Here is a 21,392-nt window from a genome sequence, read left to right on the forward strand (position 1 = left end):
TGTCACCAGTAGAATACCGGGAACATGCTTTAGCAGCTTAAATATTTAATTTTGTCTAACTTTTGTCTTGCACTTCATTTTTCCGAAACCTCTTTATTTGCATCAACTAGAAATTTACTTAGTTCAATAAACTTATCAAATAGTAAATCATCATAATTGCCTTTAATCACTTGTTCTGAGTCTTTCAATAAATCAAAGCCAAAGACAAAATCACTTGATTTAACTTTGGAATAGCGTTTAACGGAATCATTGTAACTATCAGAAGTATTCATTTCCGGAACAGTATGATCATTCGATACTAACCAATTGTCTGAAACTACTTGATCATTCCATTTTTTAATCAACGGATAATAATCCTCTCGCTTATGTGCGTCAGCCAACAAACTAAAGGTAATAAAATAGCGATCTGGCCATAATCCCAATTCTAAATGAGGAGTTTTCTTATATCCCCTCTTATCTAGATTTATTGCTAACCAGGTATCTGAAGGTGGATTCTTAGTTCTTCGTTGATGTTTAGCAATTTTTAAATAAAATTTTTGATTATATTCTTCTTCTAATTTATCAAGTAATTTATTTCCAAATATTTCAAATTTGGGATCTAATTGCTGCTTTATTAAATTTAGACGACCAGATAAGGTATCATCTTTAAAGACATCAAAATCACTTTTGTCAAACATGATAATCTCCTTTTTTGTTTTTAAAAGATTGAAATCGTCTTTCTTCACTCTCTGTTGTAGAATATACATATTGTACTATATAGGAGGATTTATGCAAAAACCACTAGCATATCGTATGCGGCCCACCAGTATCGATGAAATTGTCGGCCAACAGCATCTAGTTGGTCCAAATAAAATCATTCGTAGGATGGTTAATGCAAAAATGCTATCATCAATGATTCTTTATGGACCACCTGGGATTGGAAAAACTAGTATTGCCAGTGCTATTGCTGGGAGTACTAAATATGCATTTCGCAAACTAAATGCGGCTACCGATAGCAAAAAAGATTTACAAATTGTAGCCGAAGAAGCAAAAATGAGTGGAACAGTTGTCTTGCTTCTTGATGAGATACATCGCTTAGACAAAACTAAACAAGACTTTTTATTACCACTACTTGAAAGTGGTTCAATTATATTAATTGGTGCAACAACCGAAAACCCATATATTAACATTAGCCCCGCAATTAGATCACGTGTACAAATTTTTGAATTAAAGCCACTTGAAGCAGATGATTTAAAAAAGGCAGTTAGACATGCTCTGAATGATAATGAAAATGGACTTGGTGAATATAATGTAAAATTGGATGACAATGCATTAGATTTACTGGTCAGTTCAACTAATGGAGATTTAAGAAGTATTTTAAATGGCCTTGAATTATCGGTATTATCTACTAAAGAAGAAAATGGAATAATTCATATCAATTTGCAGTCAATTGAGGAATCAGTGCAAAAAAAGGCTATTTCATCAGATAAAGATGGTGACAGTCACTATGATGTAATTTCCGCATTTCAAAAATCCATTCGTGGAAGTGATCCAGACGCAGCACTACTCTATCTGGCCAGATTGCTTGAAGCTGGAGAGCTTACTACTGCCATTAGAAGGCTACTAGTCTGTGCATATGAGGATATTGGATTAGCTAATCCACAAGCGTGCCAAAGAGCCGTACAAGCTGCACAAGTGGCTCAAATGGTTGGATTACCTGAAGCACGAATTCCTTTAGCAGATGCTGTTATTGACTTATGCCTATGTCCAAAATCAAATTCAGGTATGAAAGCAATTGATGCAGCACTAGAAGACGTAAGAAATGGTAAAGCAGTTTCAATTCCCGATGACTTAAAAGATGCCCACTATTCTGGTGCGAAAAAGTTAGGTCATGGTATAGGATACAAATTACCGCATGACTATCCTAATGCCTGGGTGTATCAACAATATTTACCGGATAATTTGATTAATAAAAAATTCTATTCACCTAATACAACAGGAAAATATGAACAAGCATTAAAAATGCGCCTAGAACAATTAAATAATTTAAAAAATAACGCAAAACGGAGTGAACAGAAATAATGGCAATTAAGATTTTAATGTTAATATTTATTATTTTTTTATTAGCACTAGCATACAATTTATGGAGTCATAGAAATAGTAAATTTTTAATTTATTCACCAAACGAAAACCTTACACTTAGAAGTGTAATGATAATTACAGCAGTATTACTGGTACTAATTTCTATAGCTGGAGTAATAATCATGATAATAGGCAGCAAAGAAGCGAACTTTATAACCCTAATATTAGGGAGTGTCGTTGCAGCTGGATTTTCAATTTATTTGGCAAATATTCGCAGATGACTGTATTTATCAACCTCAATCAACTAAAATAAGGTTGTAAGCAAGTTATTATTAATTAATCAATGGGGTGATAATATGTTACAACAATATAAAAACATTCTCGTACCAATTGACGGATCTTTTGAAGCAGAACTAGCTTTCAAGAAAGCTGTGGAAGTTGCAAAAAGAAACAGCGCTGCAGTACATCTACTACATGTCATCGATACTCGTGCATTTCAAAATGTTTCAAGTTTTGATTCAACAATGGTTGAACAAATTACTGAAAAAGCAAAAGAAACTGTTAAGAGTTATGTACAAACAGCTAAAGATGCTGGATTAACGGATATCGATTACAGCATTGAATACGGTGCCCCAAAAGCAATCATTGCTACTGATTTTCCTAAGAAATTAGGAGTAGATTTAATTATGATCGGTGCAACTGGTTTAAATGCAATGGAAAGATTACTAATCGGTTCAGTTACCGAATATGTAACAAGAACAGCCGCATGTGATGTTCTTGTAGTAAGAACTGATTTGGACAACAAATCTATTCAAAAACCACGCAAAAAATAAAAAAATTATTAAAAAAAAGTGAGCTGATTTTAATTAATCGGCTCACTTTTTTTATTTGAAATTAATAATTTTTAATTACTATTTATTAAAAATATTTAGATTCATGTCATCAATTTTTGATTTTAATTTATCAAAAATATTCTTATTATCGTTTATGCTGGAAATCACATATGCTTTGATGTAATCTTCATCAGATTTTTGTCCATCACGTGTACCAGCTTCTGCCATTGAACAATACATTGTATCAAGCTTAAACAATGATTGTTCCTTCTTAGCAATGTAAATTCCTTCATTAGCATAGTCAATAGCCTTTTGATTATCTTCCAAATCCAAAGATAATTTAGACATATTAGCATAAATCAAAATACTATCATGATAGTTATCTTCACTAATCTTCTCTGCACTGGATTGAATCAAATCCTTAGCCTGTCCATAATAAACTTTAGCCTCGTCTAAGGACTTTTTATTAACATAGGCTTTAGCAGTATAGACATCAATTAAAATGTCATACATGTCAATATTAGCTATGTTAACATTCATTGCACGATTGAAGTCAAAGATAGCCTTGTCATAGTTTTCGTTAATTTCATATTCGACTAACCCATTGAAGAAATGAATTAACTTGATCTCCTGTTTATTGTTAACATTAATATCATTCAATTTATCTAACTTATCACTGATACCTTGATAATCATCTTTATAAAATGAATTTTTAATATCAGAAATAATAGAATAAATTTGACTATCATCATTGACAATAACGAGGTTCATTGTGATACCCAGTCTTTCACAAATACGAACCAAGATTTCCATGCTAGGAATTTTGTCCTTTTTCTCAATAAGACTTACAGTAGCCTGAGTACAAATACCATCGGCAAGCTCAGATTGAGAAATACCTCTGAGCTTTCTGTAGTGGCGAATTTTTTCACCTAAAATTTTCATTTGAATTATCCCCATTCATTTATTAATTTCAGGATAATTTAAACAGTTCTTAAAAAAACATGCAAGAAATAAGCAACAATAAAACTATAAGTTTTAAATATTTAATTATTTACTTCAAAAAGCCAAGCATCTTTCTCAGAACCATTTAATAATTCCGGATTATCAGTTAATTTATCATTAACCTTCACAATTGTACCCGAAACTGGCGATTCAAACTCAATTACAGCCTTTTGTGCTTCAACTTCACCTGTAGAATCTCCGACCTTAATTTCACGTCCAACTACTGGAAGATCAATAAACTTAACCTTTCCGAGTGCTTCTTGACCCGCTTCAGTCAAACCTATACGTGTTGTATTGTCACCTTTTTGAACCCATAAATACTTATCAGTTGCCATAAAAAAAACCTACCTTTGCTTAAAAGTACCATTTTCAAACATATAACTTTTATGATGATATCTCATAGACATAATCAATCCAATACCAATCATATTACCAAGAAGTGCTGATCCACCTTGCGAAATAAACGGTAGTGGAATACCAGTTAAAGGTAGTAATCCAACACTCATACCAATATTTTCAAACACATGGAACAATATCATCATAATAACTCCAGTTGAAACATATGCATAAAACTCATTCTTAGTATCGAATGTAACTTGAATCATTTGATATATTAACAAGAAATATAAGAGGATCAATATACATGAACCAACAAATCCAAAGTTCTCACCTATAACTGAAAAAATCATATCAGACTCACGAACTGGGACATAGACATTTGAAACATTGAAGCCTTTACCAAATAACTGCCCTGATCCAATTGCTTTCATATTTTGCCAAATCTGATATCCATTTTCGGATGTATCTTGAGATGGATTTAGCCAACTATCAATACGCGCAAATTGATAACTTCTGAATCCAGCATGTGTCAGTATTGAACGACCCCAATCAGTTGTAGCAAACATAAGGGCCGCGCCACCAATGACTGCAACAACTAAAAATGCTGTTAAAATTATCCGCCAGTCAATACCAGATACTAACACCATGCCACCTAGAATTGCGACAAAGACTAACAAAGTACCTAAATCATTTTGTAACTTTAGCAAAACAATAACAGGAGCTGTCCATAAAAGCATTTTACCTAAAAGTAAAAAGTCATTCTTCAATGTGTGAACTTGATACTCACTATTATGATTAGTAATTACCTTACCCATCATTAAGATGAATGCCGGTTTCATTACTTCAGATGGCTGAAAAGTAAATGATCCTATTGCAAACCAACTTTTGGCACCAGTAGTGGCGGCATATGACCTACTATAAAATATCAAAACTAGAACTAGTAGCGCCAATCCACCATAATATGCATAATTAGCTACTTGCCATAACTGCTCAGCATCAAACTGCATAATGATTGCTATTATTGCCGCACCAATTGCATACCAAGCAACTTGGGAAATAACATTTCGCATTGGATTTTGCGAGTCCTGTATAGTCGCAACGTAAATAGACATTAAGCCAATCATAGCTAACATCATTACGGAAAAGATTATTCCGTAATCGATTCTTGAATCCGAATCATTTTCTTTTTTACTATTTCTAATTTGCATTTTTACACCTATTAATGATTATGTAGATTATACTGCATTAATAATTCATTTATAGCATCGTCTAATTTAACTGATTTAAAAGGAGTATCTGTACTTTCAACAAATGAAAGGTAGCGTTCTCCTTCTTTAGTGATAGTACCAATATACTTTTTACCGTCCCAAAGTTCATACTTTTCAGGATCGTCACTAATATCTTTTAAATTGATTTCAACTGCTTTTTTCGATTTTGACATTAAATCTTCCTATTCTTTATTGTGAAATTTCTGAGCAATAATTTCATCCTCGTAATCTTCAGGATGAGGATTTCGAAAGATGGTGAAATTATCCGGAACAGGATCAACACCACCACGAACAAATGGGTTACAGCGTAATATACGTGCTTTTCCCATAATAAAACCTAAAATAACACCATGTTTTTTTACTGCATCTATAAAGTACGTCGAACAAGTCGGATAATATCTACAACTTGGCGGCAATACTGGTGATATAAATTTTTGATAGAAATGAATCATTCCAATTAATAGTTTTTTCATCATAATTATCTCAAGAAATCAAACATGTGCATCCATGTGCCGGGCCATAATACTGCCAGAGGATTTGATCCTCCCAGAGCAGAACCAATCAACATACCTAAAACTAGAAAAATAAGCATAAGTAATAAAACCCAACCAATTTTTTTAAAAATACCACGACGATATTCTTTACCAAAGTCTCGTTTCATTTTTCACCTTAATATTTCTTATGTTTTTCTATATTATCTAGCAAAATTCCAGTTCCTAAAGCAACTGAATCCAATGGACTCTCAGTCATCAAAACAGGAACCTGCAGTTTTTCTGCCAAAAGCTTATCAAGATTCTTGAGAAGTGCTCCACCTCCAGTTAACATGATGCCACGATCAATTATATCAGCTGATAATTCAGGAGGAGTTTGTTCCAAAACTCCCTTAGCGGCTTCGATAATTTGAGCCACACCATCACTAAGAGCTTTTTCTACTTCTTTTTCATTGATAGTAATCTCTTTAGGCAAACCAGATACTATATCAATACCACTTGCTGAGAATGTGACATCTTCGTCAGCATCCATGGCACAACCTATTTCAATTTTAATTTGTTCCGCAGTTCTTTCACCAATAATTAAACTGTGGTTTTGCTTAACAAACGCTTGAATAGCACCAGTCATTTTATCACCAGCAAATCTCAATGAACGACTTGTAACAACATCTCCCATTGAAAGAACAGCAATATCACTAGTACCTCCACCAATATCAATAACCATATTACCTTGCGGTTTAAAAATATCGAGACCAGCCCCTACCGCAGCTACTTTAGGCTCAAGTTGTAAATAAACCTTACCTCCACCAGCTTGCTCAGCAGCTTCGATAATAGCCTTTTGTTCAACCGGAGTAACATTTGTCGGAGCACAAATCATTATAGTTGGCTTCGAGAAACGACTACCAACATTTAACTTATCAATAAAGTATTGAAGCATTTTTTCTGTAATATTAAAATCTGCAATAACACCGTCTTTTAGCGGCCTAACAGCTTTAATGTTGGCAGGGGTTCTACCAACCATCATATAAGCATCTTTACCGACTGCAACGACATCATCATTCTTGGTATTAATTGCGACTACAGAAGGCTCGTTTAAGACGATACCTTCTCCTTTTACATCTATAAGTACATTTGCGGTACCTAAATCAATTCCTAGATATTTTGCCATGCTGTATCCTCCAAAATCTAAACACAAAAAGTATATCATAAACCAGCGTATCATATTTATTTATCAATAAAAAAAGAAAGTGGAGAACCACTTTCTAAAGTTATTTTAAGCTAATTTCGTAACACTAGATACTGTATTTAATACTAGACTCTCCCGACCACTTTCGTCAATCGAAACACGTCTAACATTGGCACCTAATTCTCTTAACTTCTCAGTAAAACGGTAATATCCACGATCTAAATATTGAAGATTTGAAACTCTTGTTTCACCTTCAGCAACTAATCCTGCCAAAACCAATGCTGCAGCTGCACGCAAATCAGTAGCAGCCACATTAGCGCCTGACAATTGAGCAGGCCCAAACATTATTACAGAATTACCTTCAATCTTATAATCAGCTTTCATTTTCCCGAATTCTGGAAAATGCATAAAGCGATTTTCAAAAACTGTTTCCGTCATAACGGTAGTTCCGACACTCAATAATTGTGCTAGTGTCATTTGAGCTTGCATATCTGTTGGAAAACCAGGATGAGGCAATGTCTTAACATCCACTGGTTTCAATTGGTTAGTTCCGACAACTCTGATACCTGCATCTGATTCTTCAATCGTAACGCCCATTTCCTCAAGCTTTGAGATCAGAGGCTTATTATGCATAGCAACAGCGTCTTTTACGAGAATATCACCGTTCGTAACGGCAGCAGCCACCATAAATGTACCTGCTTCAATACGATCTTGCATAATCATGTGTTCACAACCATGCATCTTCTTCACACCGGTTACTCGAATAGTATTTGTTCCTGCACCGCTTATTTCTGCACCCATCTTATTAAGAACATTAGCCAAATCAACTATCTCTGGCTCACGTGCAACATTATCAATTACAGTAACGCCGTCAGCAAGTGACGCAGCCATCATAATATTTTGTGTTGCTCCAACACTTGGAAAATCTAAATAAATATTTGCTCCATGCAAACCATCTGTCTTAGCATCAATATAGCCACCGTTTTGAGTGAACTCTGCACCCATTGCTTCTAGTCCCTTGATATGTAAATCAATAGGTCTAGAACCGATTGCACATCCACCAGGCATCGCTACATGAGCTTCTTTACTACGAGCCAATAGAGGTCCTAAAACAACGATAGAAGCGCGCATTTTATCAACAAGCTCTTCTGGCGCTGTTGTAGAAATACCATTTGAAGTATCAACAGTTAAAACTTCGTCATTTTCATCAAAAGTTACACTAGCTTGCAAGGCCTTTAGAACCTTTGCCATCGTTGTAACGTCTGATAGTGGAGGGATATTTGATAAGGAAGTCTTTCCTTCAGAAGCCAATAATGTTGACGCTAAAATAGGTAGCGCAGCATTTTTAGCACCCTCAATTCTTACAGTTCCTTTTAACTGACTAGGTCCATTTACGATTATTTGTTGCACAATATTCTCCTCCAAAACGTTGGAATCATTTAAAAAAGTAAGGTTAGATTTTGTGAAACACTAATGATATTCAAGAAAAACGAACTCACAGTGTATCCTAAAGCGATTGAAACAAACGCCACAAGTAATTGTAACATTCTAGGGTTAGATTTGTTATAAATTTTTCGCCAATCTACAACTTGTAAAGCATTAAAACTTATCCATATAAATACCACGTGACTAACCAGCGTAATTATCGCATTTATTCCTAAACTTGTCATCAATAAAACCTCACTTTTTTTAATCGTAACACTTGAAATTTGATTTTCCTTTAATTTTTAAGGTTACTTTAAAATATTAGCAGAAAATTTGACAAATTGAAATCTCCCCTTTTTAAAAGCAAAAAAAGAGATTAATGTATCTTCAAAATGAAGATTACATTAATCTCTTTTATAAATGTTCATTATTTATGCGAACTAACATTGATTCTATTCATAGCTTTACGTAAAGAAACTTGAGCACGTGCTAAGTCATCAACATTGTGTTTCTCTTCAGCTGTTTTAATTGTTTCTTCAGCCTTTTGTTTTTGATATTGGGCACGTCTTAAATCAATATCTCTAGCTCTTTCAGCACTGTTAGCCACGATAGAAACTAGATCATTGCTGAACTCCAAGAATCCGCCGTTAACAGCGATGGCATCTTCGTGATGTGGATCATCAGTACGTTTTACACGAACTTCAGAAATCTTAATTGGTGCAATAATTGGCTCATGACCTGCCATGATACCAATATCACCATCAAGTGCATTCACAACAACTAGATTACCATGATGGTCATATACAACACCATCAGGAGTAACAATATTGACCGTCACAATATGATTTGGATCAGCCATATTATCCCCTCCTTATTAGTTAGCGACTGCCTCAGCAGCGTTATCATCATTTTGTTCGTCTGCAGGTGTCCAACCCATACCTTTGGCTTTTTCGATTACATCATCAATTCCACCAACACCGTTGAAGGCATCTTCTGGAACATCATCGTATTTACCATCAAGAATGGCCTTAAAGTCCTTAACTGTTTCATCAACAGGAACATAAGAACCTGGTCTACCTGTAAACTGTTCCGCAACACTGAAGTTTTGTGACAAGAAGAATTGGATACGTCTTGCACGTGCAACAACAGTTTTTTCTTCGTCAGATAATTCATCCATACCAAGAATTGAGATAATATCTTGCAATTCACGGTATCTTTGAAGAACTTGTTGAACCGTAGTAGCAACTTTATAGTGCTCTTCACCAACAATTGATGGGTCCAGAGCAGAAGATGATGATGCTAGTGGATCAACAGCTGGATAAATACCTTGCTCAGTTAACTTACGTTCCAAGTTAGTTGTAGCATCCAAATGGGCGAAAGTTGTAGCTGGAGCAGGATCAGTATAATCATCAGCAGGAACATAAACGGCTTGAATTGAAGTAATTGAACCCTTCTTATTAGAAGTAATTCTTTCTTGCAATTGACCCATTTCTGTAGCCAATGTTGGTTGATAACCAACGGCTGAAGGCATACGACCTAATAGGGCTGAAACTTCAGAACCAGCCTGTGTAAATCTAAAGATGTTATCAATAAATAATAGAACATCTTGTCCTTCAACATCACGGAAGTACTCAGCAATTGTCAAACCTGTTAAGGCAACACGCATACGAGCACCAGGTGATTCATTCATTTGACCATAAACCATGGCTGTCTTTTCAAGAACACCTGACTCCTTCATTTCATAATAAAGGTCGTTACCTTCACGTGTTCTTTCACCAACACCAGTAAATACTGAGATACCACCATGCTCTTCAGCAATATTATGGATTAACTCTTGAATAAGAACGGTTTTACCAACACCGGCACCACCGAACAATCCAACTTTACCACCACGAACATATGGTTCAAGAAGGTCAATAACTTTAATACCTGTTTCAAGAATTTCTGTTGATGTATTTAATTCATCATATGCAGGTGCATTACGGTGAATACTATCTCTTCTGAAATCAGCAGGAAATTCCTTACCTCCATCAATTGTTTCACCTAATACGTTAAACACACGACCTAATGTTTCTTTTCCGACAGGAACAGAAATAGATGCGCCTGTATTAACAACTTCAGCACCTCTTTGAAGTCCATCAGTAGAACTCATGGAAATAGCACGTAAGGCGCCATCACCTAGCTCTAGAGCAACTTCTAGGGTAATTTTTGATCCGTCATTTTTCTTAATAACCAAAGCGTCATTAAGTTCTGGAAGATCTCCATCTAAAGGAAACTCAACATCAACAACCGGACCGATTACCTGAATAACTTTACCTTTGCTACTCATTTATTTGGCTCCTTTCTAAACTATTCTAGTGCAGCAGCACCGCCGACAATTTCAGTGATCTCTGTAGTAATTTGAGCTTGACGAGCACGATTATAATGCAGTGAAAGATCAGAAATCAATTCATCGGCATTATCAGTAGCACTCTTCATGGCTGTAACAGAAGCAGCGTGTTCCGCTGTCTTTGCATCCATCATTGCTCCGAAAATTAAAGATTCAATATATTGAGGTACAATCGCAGACAAGACCGCTTCAGGACTTGGATCTGTAATATACTCACTAGCAATATGTTCTTCTTCTTGTGTTGAATCTTTAGCTTGTTCAAGAGGCAACAACTTATCAGTTGTGAATCTCGAAACTAAAGAATTAACGTGGTGATTATGACAGATATAAATTTCATCAAATGTACCTGCTTGATACAGTTGTAACATAGTTTTTACAATTGGAGTTACATCTTTAACTGTAGGAATATCAGGTAATCCACGATATTCATATGAAATATCAATTCCACGAGCTTTGAAGAATTCTGTACCAGTATTTCCTAATGAAATAACAGTAAACTTACTCTTATCATTATGATATTTAGTACGGAAAATATCCATCATAGCCTTTAGAATATTACTATTATATCCACCAACTAAACCACGGTCACTAGTTAAAACAACATAAGCTGTCTTTTTTACCTCACGCACTTTAAGAAGATTGTTCAAACTCCAAGGATCAGAAGAATTTTCTGTTACTGGAATATCTTTGAACAAGTTTCCCATTGTTAAATGACGAATAATGTCCTCAACTTTTTTTGCGTACAATTGATAAGCAATAGATTTCTTTTCAATACGAGAGAGTTTAGCACCAGAAACCATTTGCATGGCTCTTGTTATTTGACCGGTTTTCTTAGTAGAAGAAATTCTTCTTTTTATATCCATAAGTGACTCAGCCATAATTTAAACCTCCTGTATTATTTATCTTGCTTTTCAGATTTTGAAGCCAAGAAGTTTTCAGTGAATTCTTTTACACCTGCGTTCATCTTGTCTTCGTCAGGTAATGTACCTTTTTCTTTGATTTCTGTTAAGAGATCAGCATGATTTGCGTCGAAAAATTCAGAAAGTGAAGCTTCATATTCTTGAAGATCATCAACAGCAACTTTATCAAGGAAGCCTCTTGTCAAAGCAAACAAGATCAATACTTGTTTTTCAACAGCCATTGGAGCGTGAACAGGTTGCTTTAGAACTTCAACAGTACGACTACCACGATCTAGCTTAGCTTTTGTAGCTTCATCAAGATCAGAACCAAATTGCGCAAATGATTCTAGTTCACGATATGAAGATAGATCTAGACGTAATGTACCAGCAACTTTCTTCATAGCTTTGATCTGTGCGTCACCACCAACACGGGAAACTGATTCACCAGCGTTGATAGCAGGACGAGTACCTGAATAGAACAAATCACTACTCAAGAAAATCTGTCCATCTGTAATGGAAATAACATTAGTTGGAATATATGCGGAAATATCACCGGCTTGTGTTTCAACAATTGGTAAGGCAGTCATTGAACCACCACCCAAATCATCACTCAACTTAGCAGCACGTTCTAGTAAACGTGAATGTAAGTAGAAAACATCACCAGGATATGCTTCACGCCCAGGTGGTCTACGAAGCAATAGTGACACTTCACGATAGGCATTAGCTTGCTTGCTTAAGTCATCGTATACGATAAGAACGTGTTTGCCGTTATACATAAAGTATTCACCCATAGCTGCTCCAGCGTATGGTGCAAAGTACAACATAGGAGCGGGTTGACTAGGACCAGCTTCAACAACGATGGTATAATCCATCGCACCGTTCTTTCTCAAAGTCTCAACTTGACTTCTAATTGTTGATTCCTTTTGACCAATTGCGACATAAACACAAATCATGTCTTGATCTTTTTGATTGATAATTGTATCAATAGCGATTGAAGTTTTACCAGTCTTACGGTCACCGATAATTAATTCACGTTGACCACGACCGATAGGTACAAGCGAATCGACAGCCTTCAAACCTGTTTGTAATGGTTCAAAAACTGACTTACGTTGCATAACACCAGGTGCAGGTGATTCAATAGGTCTTGTCTTGTCTGTTTTGATGTCACCTAAACCGTCAACAGGTTGACCCAAAGAATTAACGACACGTCCAATAAGATCATCACCTACTGGAACTTCCATGATACGACCAGTTCTTTTAACTGTATCGCCTTCACGAATTTGATCGTAGTTTCCTAAAATGATAATACCTACATCATCACTTTCAAGGTTTTGAGCCACACCATATGTACCGTCTTGGAACTCAAGTAACTCAGATGCCATAGCATTTTCAAGGCCATTAGCACGAGCGATACCATCACCGACGTATGTAACTGTACCTACTTCATCAACTGAGAGTTCATTTTTATAGTTCTTCAACTGCTCTTTAATCAGTGAACTAATCTCTTCAGTTTTGATGCTCATTCTTTTCACCTCGACTTATTTGTTAACCAATAGCATATGTTTAATGTCGTTAAATCTCTTAACGACACTTCCATCTATAACTTGATCACCAACACGGATAATAATCCCACCGATGATGGATGGATCTACTATTTTCGTTAAATTTACTTTATTTACTGAAAATCTATCTTTAACTACAGACTTTAGTTTCTCTTCTTGATCAGAATCCAATTCAACTACTGATTTAACAGTTACTTCTACAATACCATTATCGGTATCGTATCTTTTAATGAATGCATCTGCAATATCATTTACACAGTTCAGTCGATCCCTATCAAAAAGCATACTGATAAAATCTTGAACTAGTTCACTATGTCCAGATTTTAAATTGTCTACAATTTTCGATTTTTCAGCGCGAGAAATTGAACGTCCTGAAAAAGCAATATTTAAACCAGGATTTTCTGAAAATACTGTAGCAAGAGATTGAATCTCTTCCAAGGTATTATCAATTGAACCTTGTTCTTGTGCTACTTCATAAAGCGCTCTACTGTAACGTTTTCCCACTTGGAATTTACTTAGTTTCATTGTTTACAGTCAACTCCTTAATATAAGAGTCGATCAGTGACTTTTGGTCATTTGCATTAAGCTCCTTGGCAATAACTTTTGAGGCTACTTCCAAAGACAAGCTAGCGATGTCATTTTGGGCATCTTTCATAGCTTCTTGTTTAGCTCGTTCAGCATCTGACTTAGCTTTTTGTCTTACCGATTCAGCTTCACTATGAGCATCAGCCATAATGGTTTTCTTTTGATCTTCACCATTTTCTTTGGCCTTATTAACGATGTCAATAGCTTCAGCACGTGAATTCTTAAGTGCATCTTCACGTTCCTTCGCAAGCTTGTCAGCACGTGCACGTTCTTGATCAGCATAATCCAGATCACCGGATATCTTCTCTGATCTAGCATCCATCATCTTTGTGACAGGACCCCATGCAAATTTCTTAACAAGAGCTGTAAGAAGGACGAATGAGATAAGAATAAAAAGCATGTCACCTAAAGCCAATTTACCTGCTCCAAGCACTAATAAACTTGCCAATATTCTCCACTCCTTCCTTTCCTATAAAACATAAAAAGGCGACTTAATTATTATCGCCGGATTAATCTGTATGTATTATACGAAAAGAATAACGAATGCAATAGCGATGGCGATAATAGGAACAGCTTCAATCAAACCAACACCAATGAACATTGTGGCTCTTAAATCACCAGAAATTTCTGGTTGACGAGCCATACTTTCCATTGTCTTTGAAATAACAAGTCCGTTACCGATAGATGCTCCAAGAGCTGCAAAACTAGCTGCAATAGCTGCCGCGATTTCTTTCATGATTTAAAATTCCTCCAATAAAAATTATTCTTGTTCCAGTTTACGTGAAATATAAACCATAGATAATGTGGTAAATACATACGCTTGGATGGCTCCAATAAAGACTGAAAAGCCTTGCCAAATCATTTCTAGTGGTAAAGCGACCACTAGCGAAACAACTCCAAAACTCTTAGCAACAGTTCCAATAAGTGCAAGAAGTACTTCACCGGCAAAAATATTACCGTAAAGACGTAGTGATAACGTCAAGAAGTTGGTGAACTCTTCCAAAATATTTATTGGTAACAAGAAACCTACGGGTTTTACGTAGTTGCTTACATAACCGCCAAATCCAAACTTCTTCACTGAATAATAATGTGAAATCAGTAACGATATCAAGGCAAGTGCCATGGTTACCATTGGATTCGTTGTAGGAGATTTAATATAAGTATAACCGCCTACTTTAACTTGGAATATTAATCCCAGTTGGTTTGCAAAGAATACGAACGTAAACAATACAAAAGCATACAATCCGAATTGCTTTACCGCTGCATCAGGCATCAGTGACTTTATGATATTATTCGTAAAATCAATAATCCACTCAAGTACATTCTGAGCCTTACCAGGTCTCATCGTAACCTTACGAGATAACGAATAGACGAAGACAAATACAATTATTGCGGAGATCAATGCTGACAAGTCATTAGCAACATTAAATCTCAAACCTAAGAAATCAATAAACTTATACTTATCATCCAATAATACCCCCCCTTTCTTCGCTTATTGAAAACAATTGATACCACAAAATAATAACACTTCTAAAAAGATATTCAAACAGTGATTTTATTTTATTTAGTTCCAAATAGTCTATCTCCAGCGTCACCTAAACCTGGGAAGATATATCCACTATCAGTAATCTTTTCATCTAATGAAGCAGCATAAATATCAACATCTGGGTGTGCCTCCTGAACGGCCTTAACACCCTCTGGGGCAGCAACTAGGACAACTAGACGCATGTGCTTAGCACCACGTTTCTTCAATGCTTCAATAGCCATATTTGCTGAACCACCAGTAGCTAGCATTGGATCAACAATGAACAACTCACGTTCGTCAATATCACTAGGTAATTTAACAAAATATTCATGAGGTTGTAGTGTTTTTTCATCACGATACATACCAATATGACCAACTTTAGCAGCTGGAATCAATTCAAGAACGCCGTCAACCATGCCTAATCCAGCACGAAGAATCGGAATAACTGCTAATTTTTTACCAGCAAGTACTTTTTGAGTTGATTTACCCATAGGAGTTTCGATTTCAATATCCTTCAGAGGCAAGTCTCTTGTAATCTCATAAACCATTAATTCACCAATTTCATTGGCAACTTCACGGAATACCTTTGTACCTGTATGTTTGTTTCTAATAATTGTTAACTTGTGTTGAATTAATGGGTGATTTAGTACTTGAAATTTAGACATTTGTAATTCTCCTTTTTTAATCGGCTTTTATAATAGCCGTTTCATTATTTAGCGAAATGTTTTTGACCGGCAGATTTGTTCAAACGGTTTCTATATGCATCTCCATGATCTGCATCTGGAAAACCTTGAGCAAGAATGTACTTAGTTCCTTTAGCGTCCAATCCTCGCAAACCTGCAAATAACTCTTTTGATGCACTATAAATATCTTTGCCTAAAGAAAACTTGATAAAATTATTTTTATCACCAATCTTAGATAAGACATCATCCGTGGCCATAATTCCCAACTTGCTATCTCCATATTCTAAAATAGCTGCTGGAAAATCATTTTCATTATCAACAATGACCACCTGAGCACTTGGTGCATAATGCTTGTACTTCATACCAGGAGCCTTTGGAGTTTCTCCAGCACCGACTTTATGATGGTCACTATTAACATTATCTAGAACTTGTAGAAGATCATTAACAGTAATCATCCCTGGGCGAAGAACAGCTGGTATATCAGCAGAAAGATCGATAACCGTAGACTCCACGCCAATTTTAGTAGGACCATCGTCCAAAATAGCTGATATTTTACCATTTAAATCATGATAAACATGTTTGGCTAAAGTAGGACTAGGCTTACCACTAGTATTAGCGGATGGACCAACAATTGGCTTACCAAAGGTCTTGATAAGATTCAAGGTAGTTTCATTATTTGGCATTCTAAAAGCCGCGGTAGTCAATCCACCAGTAACTTCTTTAGACAGCTTACCTGGCTGAATAGGCATAATTATTGTCAAAGGACCTGGCCAAAATTTGCTCATAAGCTTCTCTGCTAATGATCTATACTCATTGTCTGCATACTCCCAAACCATTTCTGGACTCGAGACATGCACAATTAGTGGGTTATCACTAGGACGACCCTTTGCTGCATATACATCTTTTACAACATCTGGACGAGTAGCATCTGCACCTAAACCGTAAACAGTCTCAGTCGGAAATGCGACAAGTTTGCCATCAGCAAGAAACTTTACAGCTTCCGCTATTTGCGTATTTTTTAATATCTCTGTTTCCAAAATCTATACCCTCTCCTTTTCAGCTTTAAGATATCGATAATTGCCACTCATATCCTTATGAAATTCTACATTATATTCAGGCATATTTTTAGCAAAAATTTCTTCTAAAGCAGATTTTTGTTGATAACCAAACTCCATATACAAAATACCATACTCACTCAAATAATTATCAGCACTTGATGATATATCCTTGTAAAATTCTAATCCATTTTGTTCCCCATATAAAGCCAAATCAGGCTCATATTTAATAACACTTTGATCCATGACTGACTTTTCTCGCTGTGAGATATAAGGAGGATTAGATACGATAATATCAAAAGGTTCTGGTTTGACACTTTGGAATAAATCGCTTTGCTTCAAAAAAACATTATTGGCTTGATAATTATCAGCATTTAACTGTGCGATTTTAAGCGCACCTTCTGAAATATCAGTTGCTAATATATCGTCATCTGGAAATTTCAAAGCCAAACTTATAGCAATAACACCAGAACCAGTACCTATATCCCAAATGTTTTTTGCTCGAGTATCATGATCATCAATTATTTTCTGAACCATTTCTTCTGTTTCTTGGCGAGGAATCAAAGTATCTTGGCTAACAGTAAAACTTTTATTCATAAAGTACCCATAACCTAAGATGTACTGCACTGGTTCATCCATTACAAGTCTAACCACACCATCGCGAAATCGACGCATAATTTTACCAGGAACAGGGTCGTTTCTATGCAATTGTAACTGTGTGTAATTGAAACCAGTCAGCTCTTCCATAAGATACTCAGCATCCTCTGGATACTTATCTTGCTGTTTTAGCATTAAAAAAGCCCTTTTCAGGGCACTAGAATAACTTAGTCTCTCCACTTTGAATTTGCTCCAATTTTTGAGTTTGATCATTAACAATCAAGGCATCGATAATTTCATCTAGCTCACCATTCATAATACGATCCAGTTTGTTTAATGATAATCCAATTCGGTGATCTGTTACACGATTCTGTGGATAATTGTAAGTTCTAATTCGTTCAGAGCGATCCCCGGTACCAACAGCAGATTTACGTTTTTCATCATATTCACTTTGGTTTTCTGATTCATAATAATCATAAACACGTGATTTTAAAATTTGCATAGCTTTTTCACGGTTTTGTTGTTGTGAACGTTGATCTTGCATAGCAACAACAATACCAGTTGGCAAGTGGGTCATACGAACAGCGGATGAAGTCTTGTTGATATGTTGACCACCAGCACCAGATGAACGATATACATCAGTACGAATGTCTTTTGGATCAATATCAATATCAACTTCGTCGTATTCAGGCATAACTGCAACAGTTGCAGTTGATGTATGAACACGACCAGCAGATTCAGTAGCTGGAATACGTTGAACACGATGTGCCCCATTTTCGTACTTCAGTTTTGAATAAACACGGCTACCAGTAATCATAACCGCAACATCCTTATATCCACCAACCTCAGTCGAGTTCTCATCAATAATATCAAAGTTCCAGCCTTGTTTTTCAGCATATTTACTATACATACTTAACAAGTCAGCAGCGAATAAGCTAGCTTCATCCCCACCGGCGGCTCCACGGATTTCCATAATAATATTTTTATCATCATTAGGATCCTTTGGAAGCATCAACAAAGTGATTTCATGTTCCAGTTTTTCTGCTTCTTCTTTAGATGAATTCATTTCATCTTTTGCCATAGCTTGCATTTCAGCGTCGTCAGTTTCACGCATAATTTCATCGCTATCACTGATACTCTTTTGTAATTCTTTGTAGCGATTATAAGCTTTAACAACGTCACGCATATCAGCTTCTTCTTTTGAGTAAGCCATATAACGCTTAGTATCATTAATAACTTCCGGATCACTCATTAACTCTTGTAATTCGGCATATCTTTCAACTAATGTTTCAAGTTGTTCTAATATTTTATCCAATTAAATTATTTTCCTTTCTTAGTCATTAGTTAACATTGGAGGATGGTTATAGTGGCGACGACAAACAGGATAATATGCCTCATTACCGCCAATTGATACTTGCTCACCCTCATATACAGGTTTGCCATCTGACACACGCATATTCATAGTTGCCTTCTTTTTACAGAACCAACAAATAGTTTTCATTTCTTCCAACTTATCTGCATATAACAACAAGTACTTAGTTCCTTCGAACAGTTCGTTCTTGAAATCATTCTTCAATCCAAATGCCATAACAGGTATGCCAAGATCATCAACCACTTGTGTAGCTTCCAAAACTTGATTCTTATTCATGAATTGACATTCATCAATTAATACACAAGCCGCATTGGGGTTCTCACTCTTAACAATATCATAAATGTTTGAGTCCTTTTTTAATGCAATAGCATCTCTTGTTAAACCCATTCGACTTTTTATTCTACCAGTTCCTGATCGAGTGTCCAAAATACTCGTCATCAGAATAACTGACTTGCCTTGTTCTTCATAGTTGTGTGCCACTTTCAAAATCTCGATAGATTTTCCACTATTCATAGCACCATACTTAAAAAATAATTGCGCCAATACTCTGCCTCCAAATTTACGTCCTTGAAGATTATAACTAAAAAAATGACGATTGAACATATTAAACATTGAGTAAATTCAATCAAAATCCGATAAAATGTAATTTAGGTGTGATAATATATTTCTAATATAAACTAATTGGGGTTTTAAAATGACATTTAAATCAAGCATTGCAACACTTACTGGAAAAACATCTTATTTTATTTTGAGTAAGTTCTTTAATGGTGGATCTTCATATCCCGGAAAAATTGCTTATAAGATTGATCCAGATATCTTAAAAAGTCTCGGTAAAAATTACGATTTAGTAATCGTAACTGGTACAAACGGTAAAACTTTGACAACTTCACTAATCAATAAAATGGCTACGCAAAAGTACGATGATGTTCTAACAAATCCAACTGGATCAAATATGATTCAAGGTATTGTTACGAGTTTTGTTACTCATCACAAAAAGAGCAAACGTCCATTAGCAATTTTGGAAGTTGACGAGGCTAATGTAGAAATTATTTGTAAATACATAAAGCCTAAATATTTTGTATTAACTAATATTTTCCGTGATCAAATGGACCGCTACGGTGAAATATATACTACCTATCAAAAAATACTAGATGGTATTAAGCTAGCTCCTGAAGCAACTATCATTGCTAATGGAGATGCGGCAATTTTTTCATCTAAGGACTTGCCTAACAAAGTTATCTACTATGGTTTCTCAAGCAAAGGACATGAAAATGAAGATATCAAGGCGCCAACTAACACTGACGGTGTATTGTGTCCTAAATGTAATCACATCATGCATTATCATACTATCTCATATGCCAACCTTGGTAGTTACTTCTGTCCAAATTGTGGATTCAAGCAAAATGACTTGAAGTACCAAGTAACTGATATAAAAACGTTACTCCCCAACAAAACTGAATTTGAGATTGATGGACATCCCTTTACAATGAATATCGGCGGTAAATATAACGTTTATAACGCTCTTGCTGCCTATGCAATTGCTTCAGAAATGGGAATAAGCATTAAACAAATTGAAAAAGCATTCTCGTATGATGAAAAAGTATTTGGTCGTCAAGAAACAATTACTGTTAACGATAAAGATGTAAATATCATTCTTGTTAAAAATCCCGTAGGATTGAATCAAGTAATTGAAACAATTCTTAGTGACAAATCCGATTACTCACTCGCATTTCTATTAAATGCCAATTATGCCGATGGTATCGATACTAGCTGGATTTGGGATGCAAATTTCGAAGATTTTGATTATAACAAAATACCACTTGTAATAACCGGTGGAAAAAGAGTAAAGGATGTAACATATAGGTTTAAAATTGCTGGATTAGATATGAATAAAAATATTGAAACAGTAGAAATTGAAAATTTCGTAAAACAAATACCTAACATTCCAACAAAAAAGATATACGTATTAGCTACATACACCGCTATGTTGGGACTTAGAAAAAACCTTAGTGATAATGGATACATAAAGTAAAGACGAAGCCTTGAAGTGCCCTACAATTGTTAGACAAGAAATCTAACGATTGTAGGGCATTTTTTATGACAAAATATGATCCAATCTT

At 35.5% G+C, this 21,392-nt stretch carries 27 protein-coding genes; 4 read left to right on the forward strand and 23 right to left on the reverse strand.

What is annotated here, in order from left to right; translation table 11 throughout:
• Positions 1 to 74: 74 nt before the first annotated feature.
• Complete coding sequence (locus EKM79_RS10495) at positions 75 to 677, reverse strand: DUF1054 family protein (RefSeq protein ID WP_125568560.1); 603 nt, start codon at positions 675 to 677, stop codon at positions 75 to 77.
• Between the two features lie 91 nt (positions 678 to 768).
• Here EKM79_RS10495 and EKM79_RS10500 point away from each other — a divergent pair, with 91 nt between their 5' ends.
• From EKM79_RS10500 to EKM79_RS10510, 3 genes are all read left to right on the forward strand, one after another.
• Positions 769 to 2,061 carry a replication-associated recombination protein A gene (locus EKM79_RS10500; RefSeq protein WP_125568562.1) on the forward strand — a complete coding sequence of 431 codons (1,293 nt, stop codon included), beginning with the start codon at positions 769 to 771 and terminating at the stop codon, positions 2,059 to 2,061.
• Entirely contained in the window at positions 2,061 to 2,342 is a 282-nt protein-coding gene (locus tag EKM79_RS10505; protein ID WP_125568564.1) for a hypothetical protein, read from the forward strand. The genes EKM79_RS10500 and EKM79_RS10505 overlap by 1 nt, the downstream gene beginning before the upstream one ends.
• A gap of 75 nt (positions 2,343 to 2,417) precedes the next feature.
• Positions 2,418 to 2,894 (forward strand): universal stress protein, encoded by a 477-nt coding sequence (locus EKM79_RS10510; protein ID WP_125568566.1) that lies wholly within the window; start codon positions 2,418 to 2,420, stop codon positions 2,892 to 2,894.
• Between the two features lie 78 nt (positions 2,895 to 2,972).
• Here the strand turns inward: EKM79_RS10510 and EKM79_RS10515 are convergent, their stop codons facing one another.
• The 22 genes from EKM79_RS10515 to EKM79_RS10620 all read right to left on the reverse strand — a co-directional run bounded on the left by EKM79_RS10515 (position 2,973) and on the right by EKM79_RS10620 (position 19,815).
• On the reverse strand, positions 2,973 to 3,836 hold the full coding sequence (locus EKM79_RS10515) for a helix-turn-helix domain-containing protein (RefSeq protein WP_125568568.1): 864 nt from the start codon (positions 3,834 to 3,836) through the stop codon (positions 2,973 to 2,975).
• Positions 3,837 to 3,937: 101 nt separating this feature from the next.
• Positions 3,938 to 4,231 (reverse strand): glycine cleavage system H family protein, encoded by a 294-nt coding sequence (locus EKM79_RS10520; RefSeq protein WP_125568570.1) that lies wholly within the window; start codon positions 4,229 to 4,231, stop codon positions 3,938 to 3,940.
• A 9-nt stretch (positions 4,232 to 4,240) separates the two neighbouring features.
• Entirely contained in the window at positions 4,241 to 5,443 is a 1,203-nt protein-coding gene (locus EKM79_RS10525) for an FtsW/RodA/SpoVE family cell cycle protein (RefSeq protein ID WP_125568572.1), read from the reverse strand.
• 11 nt (positions 5,444 to 5,454) lie between these two features.
• On the reverse strand, positions 5,455 to 5,676 hold the full coding sequence (locus tag EKM79_RS10530) for a DUF2969 family protein (RefSeq protein WP_125568574.1): 222 nt from the start codon (positions 5,674 to 5,676) through the stop codon (positions 5,455 to 5,457).
• A 9-nt stretch (positions 5,677 to 5,685) separates the two neighbouring features.
• The gene (gene yidD, locus EKM79_RS10535) at positions 5,686 to 5,976 is read right to left on the reverse strand and encodes a membrane protein insertion efficiency factor YidD (RefSeq protein ID WP_125568608.1); all 291 of its coding nucleotides are present in this window, start codon (positions 5,974 to 5,976) and stop codon (positions 5,686 to 5,688) included.
• A gap of 5 nt (positions 5,977 to 5,981) precedes the next feature.
• The gene (locus tag EKM79_RS10540) at positions 5,982 to 6,164 is read right to left on the reverse strand and encodes a DNA-directed RNA polymerase subunit beta (RefSeq protein ID WP_125568576.1); all 183 of its coding nucleotides are present in this window, start codon (positions 6,162 to 6,164) and stop codon (positions 5,982 to 5,984) included.
• An 8-nt stretch (positions 6,165 to 6,172) separates the two neighbouring features.
• Positions 6,173 to 7,162: a rod shape-determining protein gene (gene mreB / locus EKM79_RS10545; protein WP_125568578.1), complete on the reverse strand. Its 990-nt coding sequence runs from the start codon at positions 7,160 to 7,162 to the stop codon at positions 6,173 to 6,175.
• 105 nt (positions 7,163 to 7,267) lie between these two features.
• On the reverse strand, positions 7,268 to 8,590 hold the full coding sequence (gene murA, locus EKM79_RS10550) for a UDP-N-acetylglucosamine 1-carboxyvinyltransferase (RefSeq protein ID WP_125568580.1): 1,323 nt from the start codon (positions 8,588 to 8,590) through the stop codon (positions 7,268 to 7,270).
• A gap of 29 nt (positions 8,591 to 8,619) precedes the next feature.
• Entirely contained in the window at positions 8,620 to 8,850 is a 231-nt protein-coding gene (locus EKM79_RS10555) for a DUF1146 family protein (protein WP_125568610.1), read from the reverse strand.
• A 182-nt stretch (positions 8,851 to 9,032) separates the two neighbouring features.
• Entirely contained in the window at positions 9,033 to 9,464 is a 432-nt protein-coding gene (locus EKM79_RS10560; protein WP_125568582.1) for a F0F1 ATP synthase subunit epsilon, read from the reverse strand.
• A gap of 15 nt (positions 9,465 to 9,479) precedes the next feature.
• Positions 9,480 to 10,934, reverse strand: a complete 1,455-nt coding sequence (atpD, locus tag EKM79_RS10565; protein WP_125568584.1) for a F0F1 ATP synthase subunit beta — start codon at positions 10,932 to 10,934, stop codon at positions 9,480 to 9,482.
• A gap of 20 nt (positions 10,935 to 10,954) precedes the next feature.
• Entirely contained in the window at positions 10,955 to 11,872 is a 918-nt protein-coding gene (locus EKM79_RS10570; RefSeq protein WP_125568586.1) for a F0F1 ATP synthase subunit gamma, read from the reverse strand.
• Between the two features lie 17 nt (positions 11,873 to 11,889).
• Positions 11,890 to 13,416 (reverse strand): F0F1 ATP synthase subunit alpha, encoded by a 1,527-nt coding sequence (gene atpA, locus EKM79_RS10575; RefSeq protein ID WP_125568588.1) that lies wholly within the window; start codon positions 13,414 to 13,416, stop codon positions 11,890 to 11,892.
• A gap of 15 nt (positions 13,417 to 13,431) precedes the next feature.
• Positions 13,432 to 13,980, reverse strand: a complete 549-nt coding sequence (gene atpH / locus EKM79_RS10580; RefSeq protein ID WP_125568590.1) for an ATP synthase F1 subunit delta — start codon at positions 13,978 to 13,980, stop codon at positions 13,432 to 13,434.
• Positions 13,967 to 14,440 carry a F0F1 ATP synthase subunit B gene (atpF, locus tag EKM79_RS10585; RefSeq protein ID WP_425454032.1) on the reverse strand — a complete coding sequence of 158 codons (474 nt, stop codon included), beginning with the start codon at positions 14,438 to 14,440 and terminating at the stop codon, positions 13,967 to 13,969. The genes atpH and atpF overlap by 14 nt, the downstream gene beginning before the upstream one ends.
• Before the next feature lie 123 nt (positions 14,441 to 14,563).
• A complete protein-coding gene (gene atpE, locus EKM79_RS10590; protein ID WP_025024264.1) occupies positions 14,564 to 14,776 on the reverse strand; it encodes a F0F1 ATP synthase subunit C in 213 nt (70 codons plus the stop codon).
• A gap of 24 nt (positions 14,777 to 14,800) precedes the next feature.
• A complete protein-coding gene (atpB, locus tag EKM79_RS10595) occupies positions 14,801 to 15,511 on the reverse strand; it encodes a F0F1 ATP synthase subunit A (protein ID WP_125568594.1) in 711 nt (236 codons plus the stop codon).
• 89 nt (positions 15,512 to 15,600) lie between these two features.
• Positions 15,601 to 16,230, reverse strand: coding sequence for a uracil phosphoribosyltransferase (gene upp, locus EKM79_RS10600; RefSeq protein ID WP_125568596.1), 630 nt, complete (start codon positions 16,228 to 16,230; stop codon positions 15,601 to 15,603).
• A 44-nt stretch (positions 16,231 to 16,274) separates the two neighbouring features.
• Complete coding sequence (locus EKM79_RS10605) at positions 16,275 to 17,285, reverse strand: L-threonylcarbamoyladenylate synthase (RefSeq protein WP_125568598.1); 1,011 nt, start codon at positions 17,283 to 17,285, stop codon at positions 16,275 to 16,277.
• 3 nt (positions 17,286 to 17,288) lie between these two features.
• Positions 17,289 to 18,173: a peptide chain release factor N(5)-glutamine methyltransferase gene (gene prmC, locus EKM79_RS10610; protein ID WP_125568600.1), complete on the reverse strand. Its 885-nt coding sequence runs from the start codon at positions 18,171 to 18,173 to the stop codon at positions 17,289 to 17,291.
• Positions 18,118 to 19,215 carry a peptide chain release factor 1 gene (prfA, locus tag EKM79_RS10615; protein ID WP_125568602.1) on the reverse strand — a complete coding sequence of 366 codons (1,098 nt, stop codon included), beginning with the start codon at positions 19,213 to 19,215 and terminating at the stop codon, positions 18,118 to 18,120. The genes prmC and prfA overlap by 56 nt, the downstream gene beginning before the upstream one ends.
• Positions 19,216 to 19,233: 18 nt before the next feature.
• The gene (locus tag EKM79_RS10620) at positions 19,234 to 19,815 is read right to left on the reverse strand and encodes a thymidine kinase (RefSeq protein WP_125568604.1); all 582 of its coding nucleotides are present in this window, start codon (positions 19,813 to 19,815) and stop codon (positions 19,234 to 19,236) included.
• Positions 19,816 to 19,966: 151 nt separating this feature from the next.
• Here EKM79_RS10620 and EKM79_RS10625 point away from each other — a divergent pair, with 151 nt between their 5' ends.
• Positions 19,967 to 21,304, forward strand: a complete 1,338-nt coding sequence (locus tag EKM79_RS10625; protein WP_125568606.1) for a Mur ligase family protein — start codon at positions 19,967 to 19,969, stop codon at positions 21,302 to 21,304.
• Positions 21,305 to 21,392 lie beyond the last annotated feature (88 nt).

This window comes from Companilactobacillus insicii (assembly GCF_003946015.1).
In the GTDB taxonomy this organism is placed as follows: Bacteria; Bacillota; Bacilli; order Lactobacillales; family Lactobacillaceae; genus Companilactobacillus; species Companilactobacillus insicii.

What these genes read in the sequence shown, in the direction of transcription:
- atpE (WP_025024264.1), bottom strand. Translation starts at nt 14,776, where the DNA reads ATGAAAGAAATCGCGGCAGCTATTGCAGCTAGTTTTGCAGCTCTTGGA.
- EKM79_RS10500 (WP_125568562.1), top strand. Translation starts at nt 769, where the DNA reads ATGCAAAAACCACTAGCATATCGTATGCGGCCCACCAGTATCGATGAA.
- EKM79_RS10540 (WP_125568576.1), bottom strand. Translation starts at nt 6,164, where the DNA reads ATGAAACGAGACTTTGGTAAAGAATATCGTCGTGGTATTTTTAAAAAA.
- atpD (WP_125568584.1), bottom strand. Translation starts at nt 10,934, where the DNA reads ATGAGTAGCAAAGGTAAAGTTATTCAGGTAATCGGTCCGGTTGTTGAT.
- upp (WP_125568596.1), bottom strand. Translation starts at nt 16,230, where the DNA reads ATGTCTAAATTTCAAGTACTAAATCACCCATTAATTCAACACAAGTTA.
- EKM79_RS10560 (WP_125568582.1), bottom strand. Translation starts at nt 9,464, where the DNA reads ATGGCTGATCCAAATCATATTGTGACGGTCAATATTGTTACTCCTGAT.
- atpA (WP_125568588.1), bottom strand. Translation starts at nt 13,416, where the DNA reads ATGAGCATCAAAACTGAAGAGATTAGTTCACTGATTAAAGAGCAGTTG.
- EKM79_RS10625 (WP_125568606.1), top strand. Translation starts at nt 19,967, where the DNA reads ATGACATTTAAATCAAGCATTGCAACACTTACTGGAAAAACATCTTAT.
- EKM79_RS10570 (WP_125568586.1), bottom strand. Translation starts at nt 11,872, where the DNA reads ATGGCTGAGTCACTTATGGATATAAAAAGAAGAATTTCTTCTACTAAG.
- EKM79_RS10525 (WP_125568572.1), bottom strand. Translation starts at nt 5,443, where the DNA reads ATGCAAATTAGAAATAGTAAAAAAGAAAATGATTCGGATTCAAGAATC.
- atpH (WP_125568590.1), bottom strand. Translation starts at nt 13,980, where the DNA reads ATGAAACTAAGTAAATTCCAAGTGGGAAAACGTTACAGTAGAGCGCTT.
- prmC (WP_125568600.1), bottom strand. Translation starts at nt 18,173, where the DNA reads ATGATCAAACTCAAAAATTGGAGCAAATTCAAAGTGGAGAGACTAAGT.
- EKM79_RS10515 (WP_125568568.1), bottom strand. Translation starts at nt 3,836, where the DNA reads ATGAAAATTTTAGGTGAAAAAATTCGCCACTACAGAAAGCTCAGAGGT.
- mreB (WP_125568578.1), bottom strand. Translation starts at nt 7,162, where the DNA reads ATGGCAAAATATCTAGGAATTGATTTAGGTACCGCAAATGTACTTATA.
- yidD (WP_125568608.1), bottom strand. Translation starts at nt 5,976, where the DNA reads ATGAAAAAACTATTAATTGGAATGATTCATTTCTATCAAAAATTTATA.
- EKM79_RS10530 (WP_125568574.1), bottom strand. Translation starts at nt 5,676, where the DNA reads ATGTCAAAATCGAAAAAAGCAGTTGAAATCAATTTAAAAGATATTAGT.
- EKM79_RS10510 (WP_125568566.1), top strand. Translation starts at nt 2,418, where the DNA reads ATGTTACAACAATATAAAAACATTCTCGTACCAATTGACGGATCTTTT.
- EKM79_RS10520 (WP_125568570.1), bottom strand. Translation starts at nt 4,231, where the DNA reads ATGGCAACTGATAAGTATTTATGGGTTCAAAAAGGTGACAATACAACA.
- EKM79_RS10495 (WP_125568560.1), bottom strand. Translation starts at nt 677, where the DNA reads ATGTTTGACAAAAGTGATTTTGATGTCTTTAAAGATGATACCTTATCT.
- atpF (WP_425454032.1), bottom strand. Translation starts at nt 14,440, where the DNA reads ATGCTTTTTATTCTTATCTCATTCGTCCTTCTTACAGCTCTTGTTAAG.
- EKM79_RS10505 (WP_125568564.1), top strand. Translation starts at nt 2,061, where the DNA reads ATGGCAATTAAGATTTTAATGTTAATATTTATTATTTTTTTATTAGCA.
- EKM79_RS10555 (WP_125568610.1), bottom strand. Translation starts at nt 8,850, where the DNA reads ATGACAAGTTTAGGAATAAATGCGATAATTACGCTGGTTAGTCACGTG.